General features: G+C 71.8%; 20 protein-coding genes. 11 read left to right on the plus strand and 9 right to left on the minus strand.

What is annotated here, in order from left to right; genetic code table 11:
* The first annotated feature begins 13 nt into the window (after positions 1-13).
* Positions 14-1,228 carry a PucR family transcriptional regulator gene (locus M8542_RS16815; protein WP_257921109.1) on the plus strand — a complete coding sequence of 405 codons (1,215 nt, stop codon included), beginning with the start codon at positions 14-16 and terminating at the stop codon, positions 1,226-1,228.
* Between the two features lie 125 nt (positions 1,229-1,353).
* Here the strand turns inward: M8542_RS16815 and M8542_RS16820 are convergent, their stop codons facing one another.
* The gene (locus M8542_RS16820; protein ID WP_257921110.1) at positions 1,354-1,668 is read right to left on the minus strand and encodes a hypothetical protein; all 315 of its coding nucleotides are present in this window, start codon (positions 1,666-1,668) and stop codon (positions 1,354-1,356) included.
* A gap of 230 nt (positions 1,669-1,898) precedes the next feature.
* On the opposite strand from M8542_RS16820, the gene M8542_RS16825 reads away from it, so the two are divergent.
* From M8542_RS16825 to M8542_RS16840, 4 genes are all read left to right on the plus strand, one after another.
* Positions 1,899-2,822 (plus strand): ACP S-malonyltransferase, encoded by a 924-nt coding sequence (locus M8542_RS16825; protein ID WP_257921111.1) that lies wholly within the window; start codon positions 1,899-1,901, stop codon positions 2,820-2,822.
* Positions 2,819-3,802 (plus strand): beta-ketoacyl-ACP synthase III, encoded by a 984-nt coding sequence (locus M8542_RS16830; RefSeq protein WP_257921112.1) that lies wholly within the window; start codon positions 2,819-2,821, stop codon positions 3,800-3,802. The genes M8542_RS16825 and M8542_RS16830 overlap by 4 nt, the downstream gene beginning before the upstream one ends.
* A 74-nt stretch (positions 3,803-3,876) precedes the next feature.
* Positions 3,877-4,122, plus strand: coding sequence for an acyl carrier protein (locus M8542_RS16835; RefSeq protein WP_037820481.1), 246 nt, complete (start codon positions 3,877-3,879; stop codon positions 4,120-4,122).
* A 29-nt stretch (positions 4,123-4,151) separates the two neighbouring features.
* The gene (locus M8542_RS16840) at positions 4,152-5,402 is read left to right on the plus strand and encodes a beta-ketoacyl-[acyl-carrier-protein] synthase family protein (RefSeq protein WP_257921113.1); all 1,251 of its coding nucleotides are present in this window, start codon (positions 4,152-4,154) and stop codon (positions 5,400-5,402) included.
* Positions 5,403-5,454: 52 nt separating this feature from the next.
* On the opposite strand, the gene M8542_RS16845 is transcribed toward M8542_RS16840, so the two are convergent.
* Positions 5,455-6,048: a hypothetical protein gene (locus M8542_RS16845; protein ID WP_257921114.1), complete on the minus strand. Its 594-nt coding sequence runs from the start codon at positions 6,046-6,048 to the stop codon at positions 5,455-5,457.
* Positions 6,049-6,094: 46 nt separating this feature from the next.
* A complete protein-coding gene (locus M8542_RS16850) occupies positions 6,095-6,598 on the minus strand; it encodes a DUF3145 domain-containing protein (protein WP_086678313.1) in 504 nt (167 codons plus the stop codon).
* A 271-nt stretch (positions 6,599-6,869) separates the two neighbouring features.
* Here M8542_RS16850 and M8542_RS16855 point away from each other — a divergent pair, with 271 nt between their 5' ends.
* A complete protein-coding gene (locus M8542_RS16855) occupies positions 6,870-8,948 on the plus strand; it encodes a hypothetical protein (RefSeq protein ID WP_257921115.1) in 2,079 nt (692 codons plus the stop codon).
* A gap of 1 nt (position 8,949) precedes the next feature.
* On the opposite strand, the gene M8542_RS16860 is transcribed toward M8542_RS16855, so the two are convergent.
* On the minus strand, positions 8,950-10,344 hold the full coding sequence (locus M8542_RS16860; RefSeq protein WP_257921116.1) for a dihydrolipoyl dehydrogenase family protein: 1,395 nt from the start codon (positions 10,342-10,344) through the stop codon (positions 8,950-8,952).
* A gap of 138 nt (positions 10,345-10,482) precedes the next feature.
* Between M8542_RS16860 and M8542_RS16865 the strand changes: the two genes are divergently transcribed.
* A complete protein-coding gene (locus tag M8542_RS16865) occupies positions 10,483-10,932 on the plus strand; it encodes an Lsr2 dimerization domain-containing protein (RefSeq protein ID WP_257921117.1) in 450 nt (149 codons plus the stop codon).
* An 18-nt stretch (positions 10,933-10,950) separates the two neighbouring features.
* Here M8542_RS16865 and M8542_RS16870 read toward each other — a convergent pair whose 3' ends face one another.
* The 5 genes from M8542_RS16870 to M8542_RS16890 form a co-directional block, all read right to left on the minus strand.
* Positions 10,951-11,682 carry a lipoate--protein ligase family protein gene (locus tag M8542_RS16870; protein ID WP_257921118.1) on the minus strand — a complete coding sequence of 244 codons (732 nt, stop codon included), beginning with the start codon at positions 11,680-11,682 and terminating at the stop codon, positions 10,951-10,953.
* Positions 11,679-13,067: an NAD(P)(+) transhydrogenase (Re/Si-specific) subunit beta gene (locus tag M8542_RS16875; RefSeq protein ID WP_257921119.1), complete on the minus strand. Its 1,389-nt coding sequence runs from the start codon at positions 13,065-13,067 to the stop codon at positions 11,679-11,681. The genes M8542_RS16870 and M8542_RS16875 overlap by 4 nt, the downstream gene beginning before the upstream one ends.
* Positions 13,064-13,366, minus strand: coding sequence for an NAD(P) transhydrogenase subunit alpha part 2 (locus M8542_RS16880; protein WP_257921469.1), 303 nt, complete (start codon positions 13,364-13,366; stop codon positions 13,064-13,066). Before M8542_RS16880 ends, M8542_RS16875 begins: the two co-directional genes overlap by 4 nt.
* 5 nt (positions 13,367-13,371) lie before the next feature.
* Entirely contained in the window at positions 13,372-14,484 is a 1,113-nt protein-coding gene (locus M8542_RS16885) for a Re/Si-specific NAD(P)(+) transhydrogenase subunit alpha (protein WP_257921120.1), read from the minus strand.
* A 124-nt stretch (positions 14,485-14,608) separates the two neighbouring features.
* On the minus strand, positions 14,609-15,262 hold the full coding sequence (locus M8542_RS16890) for a TetR family transcriptional regulator (protein WP_257921121.1): 654 nt from the start codon (positions 15,260-15,262) through the stop codon (positions 14,609-14,611).
* 93 nt (positions 15,263-15,355) lie between these two features.
* Here M8542_RS16890 and M8542_RS16895 point away from each other — a divergent pair, with 93 nt between their 5' ends.
* The 4 genes from M8542_RS16895 to M8542_RS16910 all read left to right on the plus strand — a co-directional run bounded on the left by M8542_RS16895 (position 15,356) and on the right by M8542_RS16910 (position 19,143).
* Positions 15,356-16,423, plus strand: a complete 1,068-nt coding sequence (locus tag M8542_RS16895) for a ferredoxin reductase (RefSeq protein WP_257921122.1) — start codon at positions 15,356-15,358, stop codon at positions 16,421-16,423.
* Positions 16,424-16,433: 10 nt separating this feature from the next.
* Positions 16,434-17,540: a fatty acid desaturase family protein gene (locus tag M8542_RS16900; protein ID WP_257921123.1), complete on the plus strand. Its 1,107-nt coding sequence runs from the start codon at positions 16,434-16,436 to the stop codon at positions 17,538-17,540.
* A gap of 7 nt (positions 17,541-17,547) precedes the next feature.
* Positions 17,548-17,748, plus strand: coding sequence for a hypothetical protein (locus tag M8542_RS16905; RefSeq protein ID WP_257921124.1), 201 nt, complete (start codon positions 17,548-17,550; stop codon positions 17,746-17,748).
* 90 nt (positions 17,749-17,838) lie between these two features.
* Complete coding sequence (locus tag M8542_RS16910; protein ID WP_257921125.1) at positions 17,839-19,143, plus strand: sensor histidine kinase; 1,305 nt, start codon at positions 17,839-17,841, stop codon at positions 19,141-19,143.
* The last annotated feature ends 7 nt before the right edge of the window (positions 19,144-19,150 follow it).

Here is a 19,150-nt window from a genome sequence, read left to right on the forward strand (position 1 = left end):
GATCGCCTCCGCCATGGATGGAACCACCGCCCCGCGCCGGGTGCCGAAGCATCACGGACTGTCCGCGAAGACGCTCCGGCGGCTCGAGCACGCGTCCGGCAGCCTGGCCAGCGCGAGCATCGCGGTGATGGAGCGGCGGCTGACCTGGTTCGCCCGGCTGCCCGCCGACCAGCGCGCGAGCGTGCTGCTGATCACCCAGGCGGGCGCCGCGGGCTTCGTCGACTGGCTGCGGGACTCGAAGGAAGCGCTGAAGCTGACGACCGAGGCGTTCCGCGACGCGCCGGCCGAGCTGTCGCGGTGGGTCAGCCTGCGCCAGGCGGTCGGCATGGTGCGCCTGGCCATCGAGGTGTTCGAGGAGCAGCTGCCGGAGTTCGCCGCGAACGAGGCGGAACGCGCGGCGCTGATCGAGGGGATCCTGCGCTACGGCCGCGAAATCGCGTTCGCGGCGGCCAACTCGTACGCGGCCGCGGCGGAGGCGCGCGGCGCGTGGGACGCCCGGCTGGAGGCGCTGGTCGTCGACGGCATCGTGCGTGGCGACGCCGAGGAGTCGGTGCTGTCACGGGCGACGGCCCTGGGCTGGGACCCGACGGCGGCGGCGACGGTCCTGGTCGGCAACCCGCCTTCGGACGACCCGCCCGCGGTGGTGTTCGAGGTCCGCAGCCGCGCGGCCCGCGTCGGCCGCCCGGTGCTGCTGTCGGTGCAGGGCTCCCGGCTGGTGGTCGTGGTCGGCGGCCCGACCGACGGCGGGGTGAAGGAACGCGAAATCCTCGCCCGGATGTCGGTGGCGTTCGCGGACGGCCCGGTGGTGGCGGGCCCGACGGTGCCGACGCTGGCGGAGGCCCACCACAGCGCGACGGAGGCGTTGTCGGGCCTGCGGGCGGTGGTCGGCTGGCCGGGCGCCCCCCGCCCGGTCCGGTCGGCGGACCTGCTGCCGGAGCGCGCGCTGTCGGGCGACGCGGAGGCTGAGCGCCTCCTGGTGGACACGATCGCCCGCCCCCTGGAGGAGGCCGGCCCGACGCTGCAGCGCACGGTGGAGGCGTACCTCGAGACCGGCGGCGTGCTGGAGACGTGCGCGAAAACGCTGTTCGTCCACCCCAACACGGTCCGGTACCGCCTGCGGAAGGCGGCGGACCTGACGGGCTGCCAGCCGACGGACCCGCGGGACGCGCTGGTGCTGCGGATCGCGCTGACGGTGGGCCGGCTCGCGAGGGCCCGCGGCCTCTGGTGACGCCCGGCCCCAAGCGCCCCAATGTGGCCTTGGTTGCGTCAGACGCACCGAAGGCCACATTGGGTGCGTCTGACGCACCGAAGGCCACATTGGGGCGCTGGCGGCTGGTCAACAGCGCGACCGGGTCAGGCCGTGCCCTGGTGTTCGTCGCCGGTGTCGAAGAACCGGTCCACGTACTCTTCCGGCGGCAGCGCGCTGTCACGCAGCAGCGAAAACACCTCGCTGCCGGACACCAGCTGTCCGTTCCCGGTGGCATAGGCCTGGGCGAGCCCCACGTAAGCCGCGCCCATTTCCTTCGCGTACTCCCGCGCTTCCGTCTCGGCCAGCGCCAGCGCCGAGTCGAGGTCGACCGCGTGCCACACCGTGACCCGTTCCTCGTACGACGGTTCCACGGCTTCGGTCCACCGGAAGACGCACCGCACCCCGTACCACTCCGTCATGACTTCGCGCCCTCTCGGCTTCGCGGCAACCCGAACGCCGGGAACTTACCCTTCCCGAGACGGGCGTCACGTGATGGACTTAACAGCGAAAGGTGATTGAACCCGACAAGGCATCCGGGTTACGCGCGAGCTTCTCCGGCGCGTCTTTGGAGGGTTCCGACAAAGACGTCGCGTAGACACTGTGAACGTCGGCATCCCGCCGAGGCACCCTGAACGTGTTGTCTTGAAGGGTGACAGCAGCAGTCCTCGCTCCCGGTCAGGGGGCCCAGGCCCCCGGTATGTTCACGCCCTGGCTCGACCTCGACGGCGCGCGCGAGCGCGTCGCGCAGTGGTCCGAGCGCGCGGGGCTCGACCTGCTCCGCCTCGGCACCGAGGCGGACGCCGACGAGATCCAGGACACCGCGATCGCGCAGCCGCTGATCGTCGCGCTGTCGCTGCTCACCTTCGAACACCTCCAGGCCACCGCGCCGGTGCCCGCGGACGCGCCCGTCGCCGGGCACTCCGTCGGCGAGCTCGCCGCCGCCGCGATCGCCGGGGTGCTCGAGCCCGCCGACGCCGTCGCGCTCGCCGCCGTCCGCGGCGCCGAGATGGCGAAGGCGTGCGCGCTCGAACCGACGTCGATGGCCGCGGTCATGCTCGGGGATCCCGAACAGGTCGTCGCGTGGCTCGAAGCACAGGGCCTGACCGCGGCGAACCGCAACGGAGCGGGGCAGATCGTCGCCTCCGGCGCCGCCGACGCCATCGCGAAGATCGTCGCCGAGCCCCTCGAAGGCACGAAGATCCGCGCCCTCAAGGTCGCCGGCGCGTTCCACACGCAGTACATGGCGCCCGCCGAAGAGGCGTTGCGCGCCCACGCCGCCGAGCTGACCCCCGCCGACCCGGTCCGCCCGCTGCTGTCCAACGCGGACGGCGCGGTCGTCACCAGCGGGGCCGAGTACCTGGAGCGCCTCGTCTCGCAGGTCACGCGGTCGGTCCGCTGGGACCTGACGATGGACGGCCTGGTCTCGCTCGGCGTCACCCGCACCGTCGAACTCGCGCCCGCGGGCACGCTGACCGGACTGGTCAAGCGGCAGCTCAAGGGCGTCGTCACCACTACCACCGCGCTGAAGACGCCGGCCGAGCTGGCCGCGCTGCGCCAGGAGGACGCCTCGTGACCGACCGACCCGCCCTGAGCCTCAACCCGGGCTCCCGCGGCAGCCGCGTGCTGGGCCTCGGCAGCTTCCAGCCCGAGAAGGTCGTCACCAACGACGACCTCTCGAAGGTCATGGACACCAACGACGAGTGGATCCAGTCGCGCGTCGGCATCGTCGAGCGCCGGTTCGCCGAGAAGGACGAGCTGCTCACCGACTTCGCCGTCGCCGCCGGCAAGGCCGCCCTCGAAGACGCGGGGGTCGACCCGTCCGAAGTGGACACGGTGATCCTGCCGAACTGCACCATGCCGACGTTGATCCCGAACGCCGCCGCGCAGGTGGCCGCCCGGATCGGCATCCCGAACCCTGGCGCGTTCGACCTCAACGCCGCCTGCGCCGGGTTCTGCTACGGCCTCGGCGTCGCCTCGGACCTGGTCCGCGCGGGCTCGGCCAAGAAGGTCCTCGTGATCGGCGCGGAAAAGCTCACCGACTCGGTGAACCCGACCGACCGGGCGAACGCGATCATCTTCGCCGACGGCGCGGGCGCCGCGGTCGTCGGCGCGTCCGACGAGCCGCAGATCGGCCCGGTCTCCTGGGGCAGCGCCGGCGACCTGGTCGACCTGATCGGGATGACCGAGGAGAAGTTCATCTACCAGGAGGGCCAGTCGGTCTTCCGGTGGGCGACGACCCAGATCGCGCCGATCGCCATGCGCGCGCTGGAGGTGGCCGGGCTCAAGCCGTCCGATGTGGACGTGCTGGTGCCGCACCAGGCCAACCTCCGCATCGTCGAGGCGATCGCGAAGAAGCTGCGGGCCAACGGCGCCCGTGAGGAAATGGTCGTCGCGGACGACATCAAGTACTCCGGCAACACCTCGTCGGCGTCCATCCCCCTCGCGCTGGACCACATGCGCAAGGCCGGGACGGCGAAGTCCGGCGATGTGGTGCTGGCGGTCGGGTTCGGCGCGGGCCTGTCCTACGCCGGGCAGGCGTTCGTCTGCCCCTGATCACCGTTACGCTCCCCGCGGGCACTCGCCCACGGGACACCAGACCCCAGAAAGACCGAGAAGGGAACAACCCCATGGCTGACAACACTGAGATCCTCGCCGGCCTCGCCGAGATCGTCGAAGAGGTGGCCGGTGTGGCTCAGGACGACGTCACCGCCGAGAAGTCGTTCGTGGACGACCTGGACATCGACTCGCTGTCGATGGTCGAGATCGCCGTGCAGGCCGAGGACAAGTTCGGCGTCAAGATCCCGGACGACGAGCTCGCCAACCTCAAGACCGTGGGCGACGCCGTGAACTACGTGTCGGCCAACTCGAAGTAAGTCCTCTTCCCCTCCTTGAGGAGACTCCCATGAGCACCATCGACGTCGTGATCACCGGTCTCGGCGCCACCACACCGCTCGGCGGGGACGTCACGTCCACCTGGGACGGTCTGCTGGCCGGGCGGAGCGGGATCCGGGCGATCGAAGCCGACTGGGTCGAGGAGCTGCAGCTGCCGGTCAAGATCGGCGGCCAGCTGGCCGTCGATCCGTCGGAGGTCCTCCCGCGGGTGCAGGCGCGCCGGCTCGACCGCTGCGAGCAGGTCGCGCTGATCGCCGCCCGGCAGGCCTGGGCCGACGCCGGGTACACCGAACCCACCGACGAGCACACCGACGTCGACCCCGACCGCCTCGGCGTGTCGATCGGCACCGGCGTCGGCGGGCCGGTCACCCTGCTCACCCAGAACGACCTGTTGCACCAGCAGGGTCTCCGCAAGGTGTCGCCGCTGACCGTGCCCATGCTGATGCCGAACGGCCCGGCCGCGCACGTCGGCATCGACCTCAAGGCGCGGGCCGGGGTGCACTCCCCGGCCTCGGCCTGTGCCTCGGGCGCCGAGGGCATCGCCAGCGGGGTCGAGATGATCCGCTCCGGGCGGGCCGACGTCGTGGTCGCGGGGGGCGCCGAAGCGTGCATCCACCCGATCACGCTGGCCGGGTTCGCCCAGGCCCGCACGGTGTCGACCCGCAACGACGAACCGGACGCCGCCTCGCGGCCGTTCGACGCGAGCCGTGACGGCTTCGTCCTCGGCGAGGGCTCCGGCGTCGTCATCCTGGAGCGCGCGGACCTGGCGAAGGCCCGCGGCGCGCGGGTCTACGCGACGATCGCCGGGCACGGCATCACCTCGGACGCCTACCACATCACGGGCAACCACCCCGAGGGCATCGGCCAGATCGCCGCGATGCGCGCGGCGATGAAGATGGCCGGGGTGACCGCGGCGGACGTCGGGCACGTGAACGCCCACGCGACGTCCACTGTGGTCGGTGACATCGGCGAGGCGGCGGCGATCCGCAACGCGGTCGGGGAACACCCGGTCGTGACGGCGCCGAAGGGCGCGCTGGGTCACCTCGTCGGCGGCGCCGGCGCGGTCGAGGGGATCATCACGATCCTGTCGCTGTACCACGGCATCGTCCCGGCCACGCTGAACCTGACCGACCTGGACCCGCGGGTGCAGCTGGACGTCGTCTCGGGTGAGCCGCGCAAGGTCGAGCTGACCGCGGCGATCAGCAACTCGTTCGGCTTCGGCGGGCACAACACCGCCCTGCTGTTCACGCCGGCGGCCTAGTACCACAAGCAATGAAGAAAGGGGCCCGGCTTCGGCCGGGCCCCTTTCTGTGTCAGCACTTTTCGTGTTCGGGGAGCGGACCGCGGTCGGTGGCGTCGATCTTCAGCGCGGACCGCTCGGTGATCACCGGCAGGACGAGACGCCACTTGATGCACGCCTCCGCGAACGCCGTCGGCGCGTCGGCCGGGTCCTGCCGGCTGGTGAAGCCCACCAGGACCCGCAGTGAGCCGCCGGCGCCACGCTCGATCCGGTAGATCAGGGCGTCACTGTCCTCAGTGGTCCGGACGCCCTTCTGCCAGTCACCGGACGACTGCTGCGCGAGCCGCTCCGCGCTGACCACATCCGCCCACTGCGTGTACTTCTTGCTGTTGATGGCGCCGAAGTAGCGCTGGATCAGGTCGCGGACGCCGTCGGCCTGCGGGTGGGCTTTCGCGTCGTCGGTCATCCCGACCACGCCCACGCCCGTGGGCCGGCTCCCGCTGGTCTCGGACGGCGCCGACGTCGACACGGACGTGTCGTCGGCGGGCTGGTCGGGCTGGCGGTAGAGCTCGCGCGCGAGGAAGCCGCCGCCGACGGTCACGGACAGCACCACGACCACGACGGGCACCAGCCAGCGCTGCCGGGAGCCGGGGGCGGGGGTGGTCACGCCGGAGAGCGTACCGGCCCCGCCGCGCCGGGTGCGGCCCCGCCGGTCAGCCGACCTGGTGCAGCCAGGTCACCGGCGCGCCGTCGCCGGCGTGGCGGTAGGGCTCGAGGGCTTCGTCCCAGCTCGCGGCGAGGAGCTCGTCGAGCTTGTGCGCGAGGGACTCACCCCCGCGGGTCATCGCGACGAGCGCGCGCAGCTGGTCTTCGCCCACCACGATGTCGCCGTTGGCGCTGGTCCGGCCGTGCCACAGGCCGAGGCCGGGCGCGAAGCAGAACCGCTCGCCGTCGACGCCCGCGCTGGGCTCTTCGGTGACCTCGAACCGAATCATCGGCCACGCCTTGAGGGCGGACGCCAGTTTGGCGCCGGTGCCCGCGGGCGCGCGCCAGCCGCACTCGGCGCGAAGCTGACCCGGACTGGCCGGCTGCGCCGTCCACTTCAGGTCAACGCGGGCACCCAGGGTGCCCGAAAGAGCCCACTCGACGTGCGGACACACCGCAGACGGCGACGAGTGGACGTACACCACACCTCGGGTGCTGCCACGGGTGCTCACTGCTACCTCCGCTTGTTGCTCGACGAGGGACGTCTTCCCCTACGCCCTACTCGAGCTGCAGCGCGGCCTCAGCGCGGCTCCCGAATGCCGCCTCCGATGCGTTGTAGCACATTCTGCACCCCAACCGTGCTGTTTGGCCACATGAACACCACAAGTCACCCGGGGCACCACTTTCGGAGGGCACCGGGCCGCGTCGTCCCCGTGTCGCACGGTTCCTTGCTCCGGGCGCGCTAGCGTGATGACCCGGAACGACGAGCAGGGAGGGGTTTCGGTGCGACTGGTGCGCCTGGAGCGGCAGCAGTCCCGGGTGGCGGACGACATCCGGGCGGCGCTGGCCTCCCTCGGCCGGGGCAGCACCGTCATCGGCGGGATCGCGCTGATCGGTGTCGGCTCGGTGACCGAACGCCCGATCGAGGCGGTGGTCCTGCTCCCCCACGGCGTGATCATCGTGATCGGCGTGGACCTCCCGGACCCGGCGTTGCGGCTGGAAGCGCCGCTGGGGGCACCGTGGAAGGCGGACGGCTGGCCACTGGTGGCCGACGACGACGCGGTCAACCCGGCGACCGAGGCGCTGGACGTTTCCCAGGCGTGCGAGCGGCGGATCGCGACGCTGGTCCCGGGCACGGGCCCGGTGGGGACGATCGTCGCGGTGGGACCGTACGTGGAGACGGTCGACCAGCCGGCGGGCGACCTGGCGGGCCCGGTCCGGGTCCTGCACCCGACGCCGACGACGATGCTGGCGGCAACGGTGTCCTTGGCGACGGCCCATCGCCCGCGGTCGGTGGACCAGGTGCGGGCGTTGATCCGGGGGCTGGCACCGGAGGCGCCGGAGTTTTCGGACGAAGTCCTGCTGGGCGAGGGGTTCAGCCGGTTCACCGACGACGCGCCGCCGGAGTCGCTTTGGGACAGTGGGGCCGCGGTGCCGGCTCAAGCGGCTGCGGCGTCGACCGCGAACGGCGCCGACTGGCGAACGAAGACCCCGGCGCCGGTCGAACCGGAACCCGCGCCCGAACCGGAAGTAACGCCCGAGGCCGAGGAATCCGAGCCGGAGCCGCTTCAGGAACTCGAGCCGGAGCCCGCGGCCGAAGCGATCGAGCCGGAGCCCCAGGTCGACGAGGCACCCGGTGAACCCGGTGGCGAACCGTCCGGCGGCTCGCCGATCCCGGACGTGGAATCCGAGCGCACCGAAGTACTTCCGTTCCCCGGTCAGGGCGCTGCCGGCCTCCCCGTGTTCCCCGGCCCGGGTTCCACCCAGCCGAGTGAGCCCGAGCAAGCCGACACCGAGCGAACCGAAAGCCTCCCCGCCCCGGCCGAACCTCGGCGGCTCACGCCCGAATCAGCCGAGCCCGCGCGAACTGCCGGCTCGGCCAGCGCCACCGCACTCCCGCAAACCACCGAGCCCGCGCAAGCCAGCGGCCCGGCCGGCGCCACCGCGCGAACCGCCGGCCCGGCGAGCGTCACCGCATCCCCGCAAACCACCGCGCCCGCGCAAGCCACCGGCCCGGCCAGCGCCACCGCGCCAACCACCGGCCCGGCCAGCCCCACCGCACTCCCGCAAACCACCACACCCGCGCAAGCCACCGCGGCCACGCGCGCCAGCGACCCGGCAAGCGCCACCGCGCCAGCCGCCGGCCCGGCCGACGCCACCGCACCCCCGCCAACCACCAACCCCAAAACCCCCGCCGGCCAACCCCAACCGGCCACTCCCCCACGTCCCTTCCCCGCCCCGCGCCCGGAACCGGCCGCCGCCTCGCGCACCGTCCGCTGGATCCCCTTGGCCGCCATCGGTCTGCTCGTCGCCATCGTGGTCGCCGCCGTTGCCGTGGCCACCTCCGGTGATGACTCCGCCGCCGCTCCGACCGGGCCGCCCACCCCCGCCACGCAGCCGCCGCCCACCAGCTCCAGTGCTCCCGTCCAGAGCCTGCAGTTCGCCCTCCGTGCCGCCGGGGGCGATCAGCGCTGTGCCTCCCACGCCTTCGGGGACGTCCAAGCCAGCCTGCAGCAGACCAGCTGCTCCGGCGTCCGCCGCGCGAGCTACGCCGCCACCATCGACGGGCGGCCCGGGGCCGTCACCGTCGGGATCGTGCAGTTCCCGGACGCCGCGCAGGCCGCCGCGTTCAAGGCCGTCGCCGACACGCCCGGTGGTGGCGGGATCCTCGACCTCGCCACCGAGACCGGCAAGTGGGGCGCCACCCAGCAGCCGCAGTTCGAGAACGCCGCCTACGCCTCCGCCGTCGAAGGCACCGCCGTGCGGCTCGTGCAGGCGGTCTGGGCGCCGGGACCGTCCACTCCGGACGATCCCGGCCTGGCCCGCGCCGCGAAGGCGGCCCTGGACCTGCCCGCCCAGTGACTCAGAGGCCGTACGCCTCCAGCAGCCGCAGCCAGACCTCGCTGATCGTCGGGAACGACGGCACCGCGTGCCACAGCCGGTCCAGCGGCACCTCGGCGACGATCGCGATCGTCGCCGAGTGCAGCAGCTCCGAGACGTCCTGGCCGACGAACGTCACCCCCAGCAGCACGTTCCGCTCGGTGTCGACGACCATCCGGGCCTTGCCGGTGTAGCCGTCCGCGTGCAGCGACGAGCCCGCCACCGCGATGTCGATGTCGACGACCCGGTCGGCCGACCCCGGCCGCGCGTCCGCCAAGCCGACCGCCGCCACCTCGGGGTCGGTGAACACCACCTGCGGGACCGCGTGGTGGTCGGCCGTCGCGGTGTACTTGCTCCAGGGCGCCGCCGCCGTGAAAGTGCCCGCGGCCAGCGCCGCCACCGTGTCGCCCGCCGCGCGGGCGCCGTACTTGCCCTGGTGGGTCAGCGGCGCCCGGCCGGTGACGTCACCCGCCGCGTACAGCCAGCCACCGTCCACTGCGGACGCCCGGCCGGTGTCGTCGACTTCCAGCGGGCGGCCGTCCTCGACGCCGAACGCCGCCAGGCCGAGCCCGGCGGTCGCGGGCCGGCGCCCGGTCGCCACCAGGAACTCGTCGACGACGACCACCTCGCCGTCCTTCAGCGTCAGCTCGGTCCCGCCCGAACCCGCGGCGACCCGCTCGACCCCCGACTCGGTGTGCACGTAGACGCCGGCCTCGCGCAGCCCGTGCAGCACGAGGTCCCCGGCGAACGCGGCGTTGCGCGGCAGCGGCCGCTCCCCGGTGATCACCAGGTGCACCTCCGAGCCCAGCGACGCGAACGCCTGCGCCATCTCGACGCCGACCACGCCGCCGCCGAGGACACCGAGCCGGCCCGGCACGGTCTCCGCCGACGTCGCCTCCCGCGAGCCCCACGGCCGGATCGTGTCCAGCCCTGGGATCGACGGCTTGCTCGGCACGCTGCCGGTGCACACGATCACCGCGTGCCGCGCGGTCAGCACGCGGTCGCCGTCGAGGGTGACCTCGCGCTCACCGGTGATCTCGCCGTGCCCGCGGATCGGCTCGATGCCGGCGCCGCGGGCCCACTCGACCTGTCCCGAGTCGTCGCCCTTGCCGGTGAACCAGTCACGGCGCGCGAACACCGCCGCCGGGTCGAGCCGGTCGCCGACCGGCACGCCGGGGATCCGCTTCGCCGCGGCGAGCAGGTTTCCCGGTCGCAGCAACGCCTTGCTCGGGATGCACGCCCAGTAGGAGCACTCGCCGCCGAAGCGCTCGTGCTCGACGAGGGCGACCTTCAGGCCTCCGCGGGCCGCTCGTTCGGCGGCCACCTCCCCCACTGGACCCGCGCCGATCACCACTACGTCAAAAGTCTCTCCAGGCATGGGTTCAGCGCACACCACCACGCGGGTTCGCGCAAGCCAACGGCTATCCTCGGTCAGGAAAGCTGCAAGAAGTCGGCGGCCCGGGTGCCGTCGGCCCCGGTGCGCGCGAATACCACGTTCGAGCACGGGAGGTTTGTCGTGGCCAAGAACACGGCTGTGCGGGTCCTGGATGATCTCACCGGCGAGCCCGCCGCGGAAACCGTCGGCTTCGGGCTCGACGGCGTCGACTACGACATCGACCTCTCCTTCGCCAACGCCGACGCCCTGCGTGAGCTGCTGCAGCGCTACGCCGACGCAGGTCGCCGCACCGGCGGCCGCAAGCGCCGGCCGCGGATCGTCCCGGGTGCGAAGCGACCCCGCGCGAAGGCGGCCCCGAAGACGACGAAGGCGGCGAAGCCGGTCGCAGGCCGTCGCGCGACGACCGCCAAGACCGCGAAGGCCGCAAAGCCAGAGCCCGCGAAGACCACCGCGAAGGTCACGAAGGCGAAGGCCGAACCGGCCAAGACCACTCGCAAGGCGGCGCCGAGGAAGACCACGCGCGCGACTGCGCGGAAGGTCCCGGGCATCACGTTCTCGGCGGCCGAGTAAGTCCACACGAGACACGGCTCACGCCGCGCGCTGGGAGCCGTCCGCGTGCCAGGACGGGTAGCGGTACCGCGTGTGCAGCAGCGCCCGCTGCCGCGTCAGCTCGGCCGCGGACGGCGGGCGGGGCACCAGCGTGCCGAGGAACTGCGACGCCGCCGCCCGCACCGCCGCCTCGACCGAAGGGAACCCGGGGCGCAGCCCGTGCTCGGCCAGCGACGCCACGGGACTGCGGTGGGAGTCGAGCGGCCGCGGGTCCGCCGGGGCGCTCGTCAGGTAGCGGCCGACCAGCGCGGCCGACGTCTCGACCAGCAGCGTCGAGTGGGCCAGCAGCCCGCCCTTGGTGCGGAACACCGCGAACCCGCAGAGCTTCGCGTCCTCGACGAACAGGCCGCGGTCGCCGATCCGCGGCACGAGCCCGAGCTGGTCGACCGCGGCGCTCATCACCTTGCCGAGCGTCTCCAGCGGCCGGTCGGTGGGCCCCGGCAGGACCAGCGTCACGTTCAGGTTGCCCGGGTCGTGGAAAACGGTGCCCCCGCCGCTGGCCCGCCGCAGCACCGGAACGCCATCGCGCTCGCACTCGTCGACCCGCACCTCACGCGCGAGCCGCTGGCCGCGCCCCACCACGACGCAAACCGGGTTGCGCCAGAGCCACAGCACCGGCGACTCGGGCGCGACCCGCAAGAGCGCTTCGTCGAACGCCAGGTTCTCGGCCGAATCCGTGAACGCGGCACGGACGTCCGACCCGGTCGTCATAGCGCTTTGAGTTCCTCCACGATCTCGCCCACCGACGACTTGGCGTCCCCGAAGAGCATGCTGGTCTTCGGATCGTAGAACAGGTCGTTGTCGATGCCGGCGAAGCCGGAGCTCATCCCACGTTTCAACACGATCACGGACCGGCTCTCGTTGACCTTGAGGATCGGCATCCCGTAGATCGGCGAGCTCGGGTCGGTCTGCGCGGCCGGGTTGGTGACGTCGTTCGCGCCGATCACCAGCGCGACGTCGGTCTGGGCGAACTCGGAGTTGATCTCGTCCATCTCCTTGAGCTGCTCGTAGGGCACGTCGGCCTCGGCGAGCAGCACGTTCATGTGCCCGGGCATCCGGCCGGCGACCGGGTGGATCGCGTACGCGACCGTGATGCCCTTCGACTCCAGCAGCTTCGCCATCTCGCGGACGGTGTGCTGCGCCTGCGCCACGGCCATGCCGTAGCCGGGCACCACGACGACCTTGCTGGCGTACGCCATCTGGATCGCGGTGTCGGCCGCGCTGGTCGAGCGGACCGGGCGCTCCTCCTTGGTGCCGCCACCAGCCGAAACCGCCGTACCGCCGCCGAAGCCGCCCGCGACGATCGCCGGGATGGACCGGTTCATCGCCTTGGCCATCAGGTTGGTCAGGATCGAGCCCGACGCGCCGACGATCATGCCCGCGACGATCAGCGCCGTGTTGTCCAGCGCCAGGCCCATCGCCGCCGCCGAGAGCCCGGTGAACGCGTTGAGCAGTGAGATCACCACCGGCATGTCCGCGCCGCCGATCGGCAGCACGACGGTGAGGCCGAGGACGCCCGCCGCGACGAGCAGCCCGACGATCAGCAGCCACGAGTCACCGCCCGCGATGATCCCCACCGCGCACCCGAGCGCGATCAGCAGGAGCAGCGCGTTGACCGGCTGCTGCAGGTTGCCCATGGTGACCGGGCGGCCGCTGATCAGCTCCTGGAGCTTGCCGAACGCGACGTTCGAGCCCCAGAAGGAGATCGACCCGATGATCGCGGCGAACAGCGACGCGATCGCGATGTACGCCGGCTCGTGCGCGTAGCCGTCGGTGGAGTTGAACTCGACCCACGCGATGAGCGCGACCGCGCCGCCGCCGACGCCGTTGAACAGGGCCACCATCTGCGGCATCGCGGTCATCTTGACCTTGCGCGCCGACGGCACGCCGACCACCGCGCCGATCGCGACACCGAGGACGATGAGCAGCCAGTTGCCCATGCCCGGCGTGAGCAGGGTGGCGATCACGGCGATGCCCATGCCGACCGCGGCGATCCAGTTGCCGCGGACCGCGGTGCGCGGCCCGGTCAGGCCCATCAGGCCGTAGATGAAGAGGGCGAACGCGACGATGTAGAGGATCGCGACGAAGTCGGTCACTTGTCGTCCTCCTCGGTCGGAGCGGGTTTCTTGCCCTTGAACATCGACAGCATCCGGTCGGTGACCAGGAATCCGCCGACGACGTTGATCGTGCCGAAGGCGATCGCGATCACCAGCAGGATCTTGTTGAAGACGCCGTCGACGCCGAGGCCGAGCACGACCAGCCCGCCCAGCAGCACGATGCCGTGGATGGCGTTGGTGCCCGACATCAGCGGGGTGTGCAGGGTGTTGGGCACCTTCGAGATCACGGCGAAGCCGACGAACCCGGCGAGCACGAGCACCGCGAGGTTCTGCACCAACGGACTCACGACGCGCTCCCTTCGCGCCCGGCCACGCAGGCGCCGGCGACGATCTCGTCTTCGAAGTTCAGCTCCAGCGCGCCTTCCTTCGTCACGAGCAGCTCCAGCAGCTCGACGACGTTGCGCGCGTACAGCTCGCTGGCGTGCGAAGGCATTTCGGCAGGCAGGTTGAGCGGGGACGAGATGGTGACGTCGTACTCCACGACGTCCTCGCCCGGCTTGGTCAGCTCGCAGTTGCCGCCGGTCTCGCCGGCCAGGTCGACCACGACCGACCCGGCGGGCATGCCCTTGACGGCGTCCGCGGTGACCAGGGTCGGCGCTTTGCGGCCCGGCACCAGCGCGGTGGTGATCACGACGTCGAACTTCGCGATGGCCTCGGTGAGCCGGCGCTGCTGTTCCTCGCGCTCTTCCGCGGTCAGCTCGCGGGCGTAGCCGCCTTCGCCGACCGCCTCGATGCCGAGGTCCAGGAACTGCGCGCCGAGCGACTTGACCTGCTCGGCGACCTCGGGCCGCACGTCGTAGCCGGTGGTCTGCGCGCCGAGCCGCTTCGCCGTGGCCAGCGCCTGCAGGCCGGCGACGCCGGCGCCGAGCACGAGCACCTTGGCCGGCGGCACGGTGCCGGCCGCGGTGGTGAGCATCGGGAAGAAGCGCGGGAGCTGCTGCGCCGCGAGCAGGACGGCGCGGTAACCGCCGATGCTGGCCTGCGACGACAGCGCGTCCATCGCCTGCGCCCGGGAGATCCGCGGGACCGCCTCCATCGCGAAGGCGCGCAAGCCCGCTTCTTCGAGCTTCGCGAGTCCATCCGGATTGCCGCGCGGGTCGAGGAAGCCGATGAGCACGGCGCCCCGGCTCAGCTTCGCGACCTCTTCCGGCGTCGGCGGGTTCACCTTCACGACGACCGGCGCGCTCCAGGCGTCGCCGAGTTCGGCGCCGGCTTGGGTGTACGCGTCGTCACTCAGGTGCGCACCGGCCCCGGCGCCCGGTTCGACCAGGACGCGCAGCCCGCGCTGCGCGAGTCTCCCGACCAGCTTGGGCACCATGGCCACCCGCCGCTCCCCGGGGCGTGCTTCGGCCACCACACCCACGGTGAGCTGCTGACGCTGTTCGCTGTCCGTCACACGACCTCCTCATCGGCGAGGCACGATCCCGTGGGTTGTACCACGGCGGACCGACAGTCCCGGTGACGTCAGTCGCAAGTTGCGCCGGTCGTGCCGGGAAGTACGAACGTCGCGCGGGAACCGTTCAGCGGGTTTTCCAGTGCGGGATGCCGAGCAGGATCAGGCGCAGCCGTTTTTCCGCCGTTCCGGTGATTTTCGCGTCTTCACCCGGTCGCGCTTCCAGCAGTTCGACGGTCGTCGTGATCATCACCGAAACGATCAGGTCGGCCAGCATGTGCAGGTCTTCGGTGCTCCACGCGCGCAGCGGGGCGAACCGGGCGAGGTCGATCGCGAGGTCGCCGGAGAACATGCGGAGTTCGACGGCGATGGACCGGGCCAGCGGGCCGCCGCCGTAGCGCTCCCGCGTCAGGAACCGGAAATGGTCCTCGTTGGCGCGCACGAACTGGTGCACCGTGGCCACCGAGGCGCTGATCATCCCCTGGTAGGTGTCCGGGTCGGTGCGCGCGGAGCGCATCATGCCGCGCAGGGTCCGGGTCGCTTCTTCGACGAGTGCGACGCCGAGCTCCTCCATCGAGGCGAAGTGCCGGTAGAAGGCCGTCGGCACCAGGCCGGCGCCCTTCGCGACCTCGCGCAGGGACAGCGTCGCGAACGGCCGGTCGGCGAGGAGCTCCAAGGCGGTATCCAGCAGTGCTTGACGCGTGCGCTGCTTGCGCTCCTGACGGCTCACTGGCTCCTCGGACACAAGGTCCAGCGTACGGATGTCCACCGCGTTGCTCACGTCACATCCTCCGCGCTCTTCGTTGACAGGCCGTCCACTCCTGCAGTGCACTGTTCAGTGTACAGTCGTTCACTGTAATCGAGGAGGTCTCCGATGACGGCGCTCATCCCCCGGCGGGTGCGCGGTCTCGCTTCGCTGGCCGAAGCGCTGCTGACGCCGCACGGGATGGACCGCTACCTGGAGCTCGTCGACCCGATGCTGGTCCGCCGCGAGATCCGCGGGCTGGTCACGGCGGTGCGCAAGCAGACGCCGGACAGCGTCACCTTCACCGTCCGGCCCAGCCGCGCGTGGCCCGGCTTCACCGCGGGCCAGTACGTCCGCCTGCAGGTGGAGATCGACGGCGTCCGGCGCACCCGCTGCTACTCGCCGTGCGGTTCGCAGCACGAAGGCGAGCTGGAGTTCACGGTCAAGGAGCAGGGCCTGGTCTCCGGGCACCTCAACCGCACGCTCGCCGCGGGCTCGGTGGTCGGTCTGTCCACTCCGGACGGCGCGTTCACGCTGCCGGCCGCCCGGCCGGACCGCGTGCTGCTGATCGCCGGCGGCAGCGGGATCACGCCGGTGCTCGCCATGGCACGCACGCTGGTCGACGAAGGCCACGCCGGCGAGATCGTGTTCCTGCAGTACTCGAACGGGCCGGCCGACGCGCTCTACCGCACCGAGCTGGCCGAGCTCGCCGCCCGGCACCCCGGGCTGCGGGTGGTGCACGCCTACACCCACACCAAGGGCGGCGACCTGCGCGGGTTCTTCTCGCCGGAGCACCTGGCCCGGGTCGCACCCTGGCACCGCGACGCGGAGGCGTTCGTCTGCGGCCCGCAGCCGCTGATGGCCGCGGTCCGCGAGGAGCTGGGTGAACGGGTGCACACCGAGGAGTTCACGCCGCCGGCGTTGACCTTCGACACGGCCGCCGCGGAGGGCCAGGTGCGGTTCCGGCGGAGCGGCCGGGAGTGCGCGAACTCGGGGAAGCCGTTGCTGGAGCAGGCCGAGGACGCCGGATTGGCGCCGGAACACGGCTGCCGGATGGGCATCTGCTTCTCCTGCACCCAGCTCAAGACCGCCGGGCGCGTCCGCAACGCGCGCACCGGCGAGATCTCCGGCGAAGAAGACGAAGAAATCCAGCTCTGCATCTCCGTCCCGGTCGGGGACGTCGAGATCGACGCTTAGGGAGACTGCCATGACCGGTCTGCAGGACCGCCTGACCCCGGAACAGGTCGAGGAGTTCGGCCGCGAGCTCGACGCGCTGCGACAGCGGACCGTCGACTCGCTGGGCCAGGAAGACGTCGACTACATCCACAACATCATCAAGACGCAACGCGGCCTGGAGGTCGCCGGGCGGGCGTTGCTGTTCGCCGGGTTCTTCCCGCCCGCCTGGCTCGCCGGTGTCGGCGCGCTGTCGGTGGCCAAGATCCTCGACAACATGGAGATCGGCCACAACGTCATGCACGGCCAGTACGACTGGACGCGTGACCCGGCGCTGAGCTCGCAGCGGTTCGAGTGGGACACCGTGGCGCCGTCGGAGAACTGGCGGCACTCGCACAACTACATCCACCACACGTACACGAACATCGTCGACAAGGACCGCGACGTCGGGTACGGGATCCTGCGGATGGACACCGCGCAGAGGTGGCACCCGTACTACCTGGGCAACCCGGTGTACGCGACGCTGCTGGCGCTGTTCTTCCAGTGGGGCGTCATGCTGCACGACCTCGAGGTCGAGAACGTCGTCAAGGGTTCGCGGACCTGGGCCGACAACGTGCCGGTGCTGCGGCGCATCCTGCCGAAGGCGGCGCGGCAGGTGGGCAAGGACTACGTGCTGTTCCCCCTGCTGACCGGCCCGCTGGCGCCGCTGACGCTCCTCGGCAACGCGACAGCGAACCTGACCCGCAACCTGTGGGCGTTCGCGATCATCTTCTGCGGCCACTTCCCGGCGGACGTCGAGAGCTTCACCGAGGAAGAGACCGAGAACGAGTCGCGCGGGCAGTGGTACCTGCGCCAGATCCTGGGCTCGGCGAACATCACGGGCAGCCCGCTGTTCCACATCATGAGCGGCAACCTGTCGCACCAGATCGAGCACCACCTGTTCCCGGACATCCCGGCGCGCCGCTACCCGGAGATCGCCGGCGAGGTGCGCGCGATCTGCGAGAAGTACGGGCTGCCGTACCACACGGGCCCGCTGCGCAAGCAGCTCTGGTCGGTGGCGAAGAAGATCGTGAAGCTGGCTCTCCCTTCGTCGCCGTCCCCGGCTACCGTGGAACCCGACCGGCAGCTCCGAGCAGCGTGAGGGTGACATGGTGGGCCAGTTCGAACGAGACAAGGACACCTTGCAAGTGATCACCGAATCAGCCGCGACGCACGTCGGCAACATAGCGTCGATCATCACCGGCGCGATCCGCGACATCGCCCGCGAGACGGGCGACTGGCTGACGGACGTGATCGAGATGCGCGAGGCGGCCCAGAAAGCCCGGGACGACGACCCGGACGCCCCCTGACCCGAGCGCCCCAATGTGGCCTTCGGTGCGTCTGACGCACCGAAGGCCACATTGGGGCGCTTCCCCGGGTGACGGTAGGGGGAAAACCGGATGGGCAGCCCCCCCCACCCGGCCCAGACTGACACGGTGACCAGCTACGACCTGCCCCGTCAGAACCCGCTGCGCCGCGCGCTCGGGCCGCTGGCCTCGCGGGACTTCTGGGCCGAGTACCTCTGGCTCTGGCTCTCCGCCCCGCTGACGCTCTTCTCCCTGCTCACCTTCCTCGTCGTCGTCTTCGTCGGGATCTGGCTGACGCCGGTCCTGCTCGGCTTCCTCGTGCTCGCCGGCGCCCTGCTCTACGCCCGCGGCCTCGGCGCGCTCCACCGGCGGCTGGCCAAAGCCCTGCTCGGCGTCAGCGTGCCGGCGCCGCGCCGGCCCGAGCTCAAGCCCGGGTTGTGGGCCTGGGTGAAAGCACGCGTCGGCGATCCGGCCGGCTGGCGCACCGCCGGCTACCTGCTCCTGCGCCTGCCGCTCACCCTCGTCGGCGTCTTCGCGATGACCACCGCGACCCTCTACGGCCTGGCCGCGACCAGCTACGCCTTCGTCTGGTTCCCGCTCGGCGAAGAGCAGATGCCGGTCTTCGACATCCGCGCCGACGGCTGGCCCGGCGCGCTCGGCTGGTCCGCGTCCGGGTTGCTGGTGCTCGTGGTGCTCCCCTGGGTGACGCACGCCTTCGTTGCGCTCGACCGGCTGCTCGTCGTCGGCCTGCTCGGCACGCGCGTGCTGTCCGAACGCGTCCGCGACCTCGAGGCGAGCCGTGCCACCGCCGTCGAGGACGCCGCCCTGCGGTTGCGGCGCATCGAGCGCGACCTGCACGACGGCGCGCAGGCCCAGCTCGTCGCCCTCGCCATGAAGCTCGGGCTGGCCAAGGACGAGCTCGAGGACGTCGACCTCCCCGAGGTGAAACAGCTGGTCGCCGCCGCCCACGCCAACGCCAAGCAGGCGCTGATCGAGCTGCGCGACCTCGCCCGCGGCATCCACCCGCCCGCCCTCGACGCGGGTCTCGACGTCGCCCTCGCCACCCTGGTCGCGACGTCCGGGATCGACGCGCGGGTCACCGTCGACATGCTGCGGCGGCCACCGCCGTCGCTGGAGACGATCGTCTACTTCAGCGCCGCCGAGCTGCTCACCAACGCCGCGAAGCACGGCGGGACGACGCACGTCGACGTCACCGAGGAGCGGGACGTCCTGTGGCTGCGCGTGCGCGACGACGGCCGGGGTGGCGCCCAGCTCGTGCCCGGCGGCGGGCTGGCCGGGATCGCCGAACGGCTGCGGACGGTCGACGGCGAGCTCGCGGTCAGCAGCCCGGTGGGTGGTCCGACCGAAGTCACCGCGCGGGTGCCGCTGCCCCGATAAGCTCGCC

Origin of the sequence: Amycolatopsis iheyensis, from assembly GCF_024703995.1 — a bacterium.
GTDB classification, from domain to species: Bacteria; Actinomycetota; Actinomycetes; order Mycobacteriales; family Pseudonocardiaceae; genus Amycolatopsis; species Amycolatopsis iheyensis.

Coding starts and splice junctions, on each gene's coding strand:
- M8542_RS16815 (WP_257921109.1), top strand. CDS start 14: ATGGATGGAACCACCGCCCCGCGCCGGGTGCCGAAGCATCACGGACTG.
- M8542_RS16820 (WP_257921110.1), bottom strand. CDS start 1,668: ATGACGGAGTGGTACGGGGTGCGGTGCGTCTTCCGGTGGACCGAAGCC.
- M8542_RS16835 (WP_037820481.1), top strand. CDS start 3,877: ATGGCTGACAACACTGAGATCCTCGCCGGCCTCGCCGAGATCGTCGAA.
- M8542_RS16840 (WP_257921113.1), top strand. CDS start 4,152: ATGAGCACCATCGACGTCGTGATCACCGGTCTCGGCGCCACCACACCG.
- M8542_RS16860 (WP_257921116.1), bottom strand. CDS start 10,344: ATGCCTGGAGAGACTTTTGACGTAGTGGTGATCGGCGCGGGTCCAGTG.
- M8542_RS16870 (WP_257921118.1), bottom strand. CDS start 11,682: ATGACGACCGGGTCGGACGTCCGTGCCGCGTTCACGGATTCGGCCGAG.
- M8542_RS16895 (WP_257921122.1), top strand. CDS start 15,356: ATGACGGCGCTCATCCCCCGGCGGGTGCGCGGTCTCGCTTCGCTGGCC.
- M8542_RS16900 (WP_257921123.1), top strand. CDS start 16,434: ATGACCGGTCTGCAGGACCGCCTGACCCCGGAACAGGTCGAGGAGTTC.
- M8542_RS16905 (WP_257921124.1), top strand. CDS start 17,548: ATGGTGGGCCAGTTCGAACGAGACAAGGACACCTTGCAAGTGATCACC.
- M8542_RS16910 (WP_257921125.1), top strand. CDS start 17,839: ATGGGCAGCCCCCCCCACCCGGCCCAGACTGACACGGTGACCAGCTAC.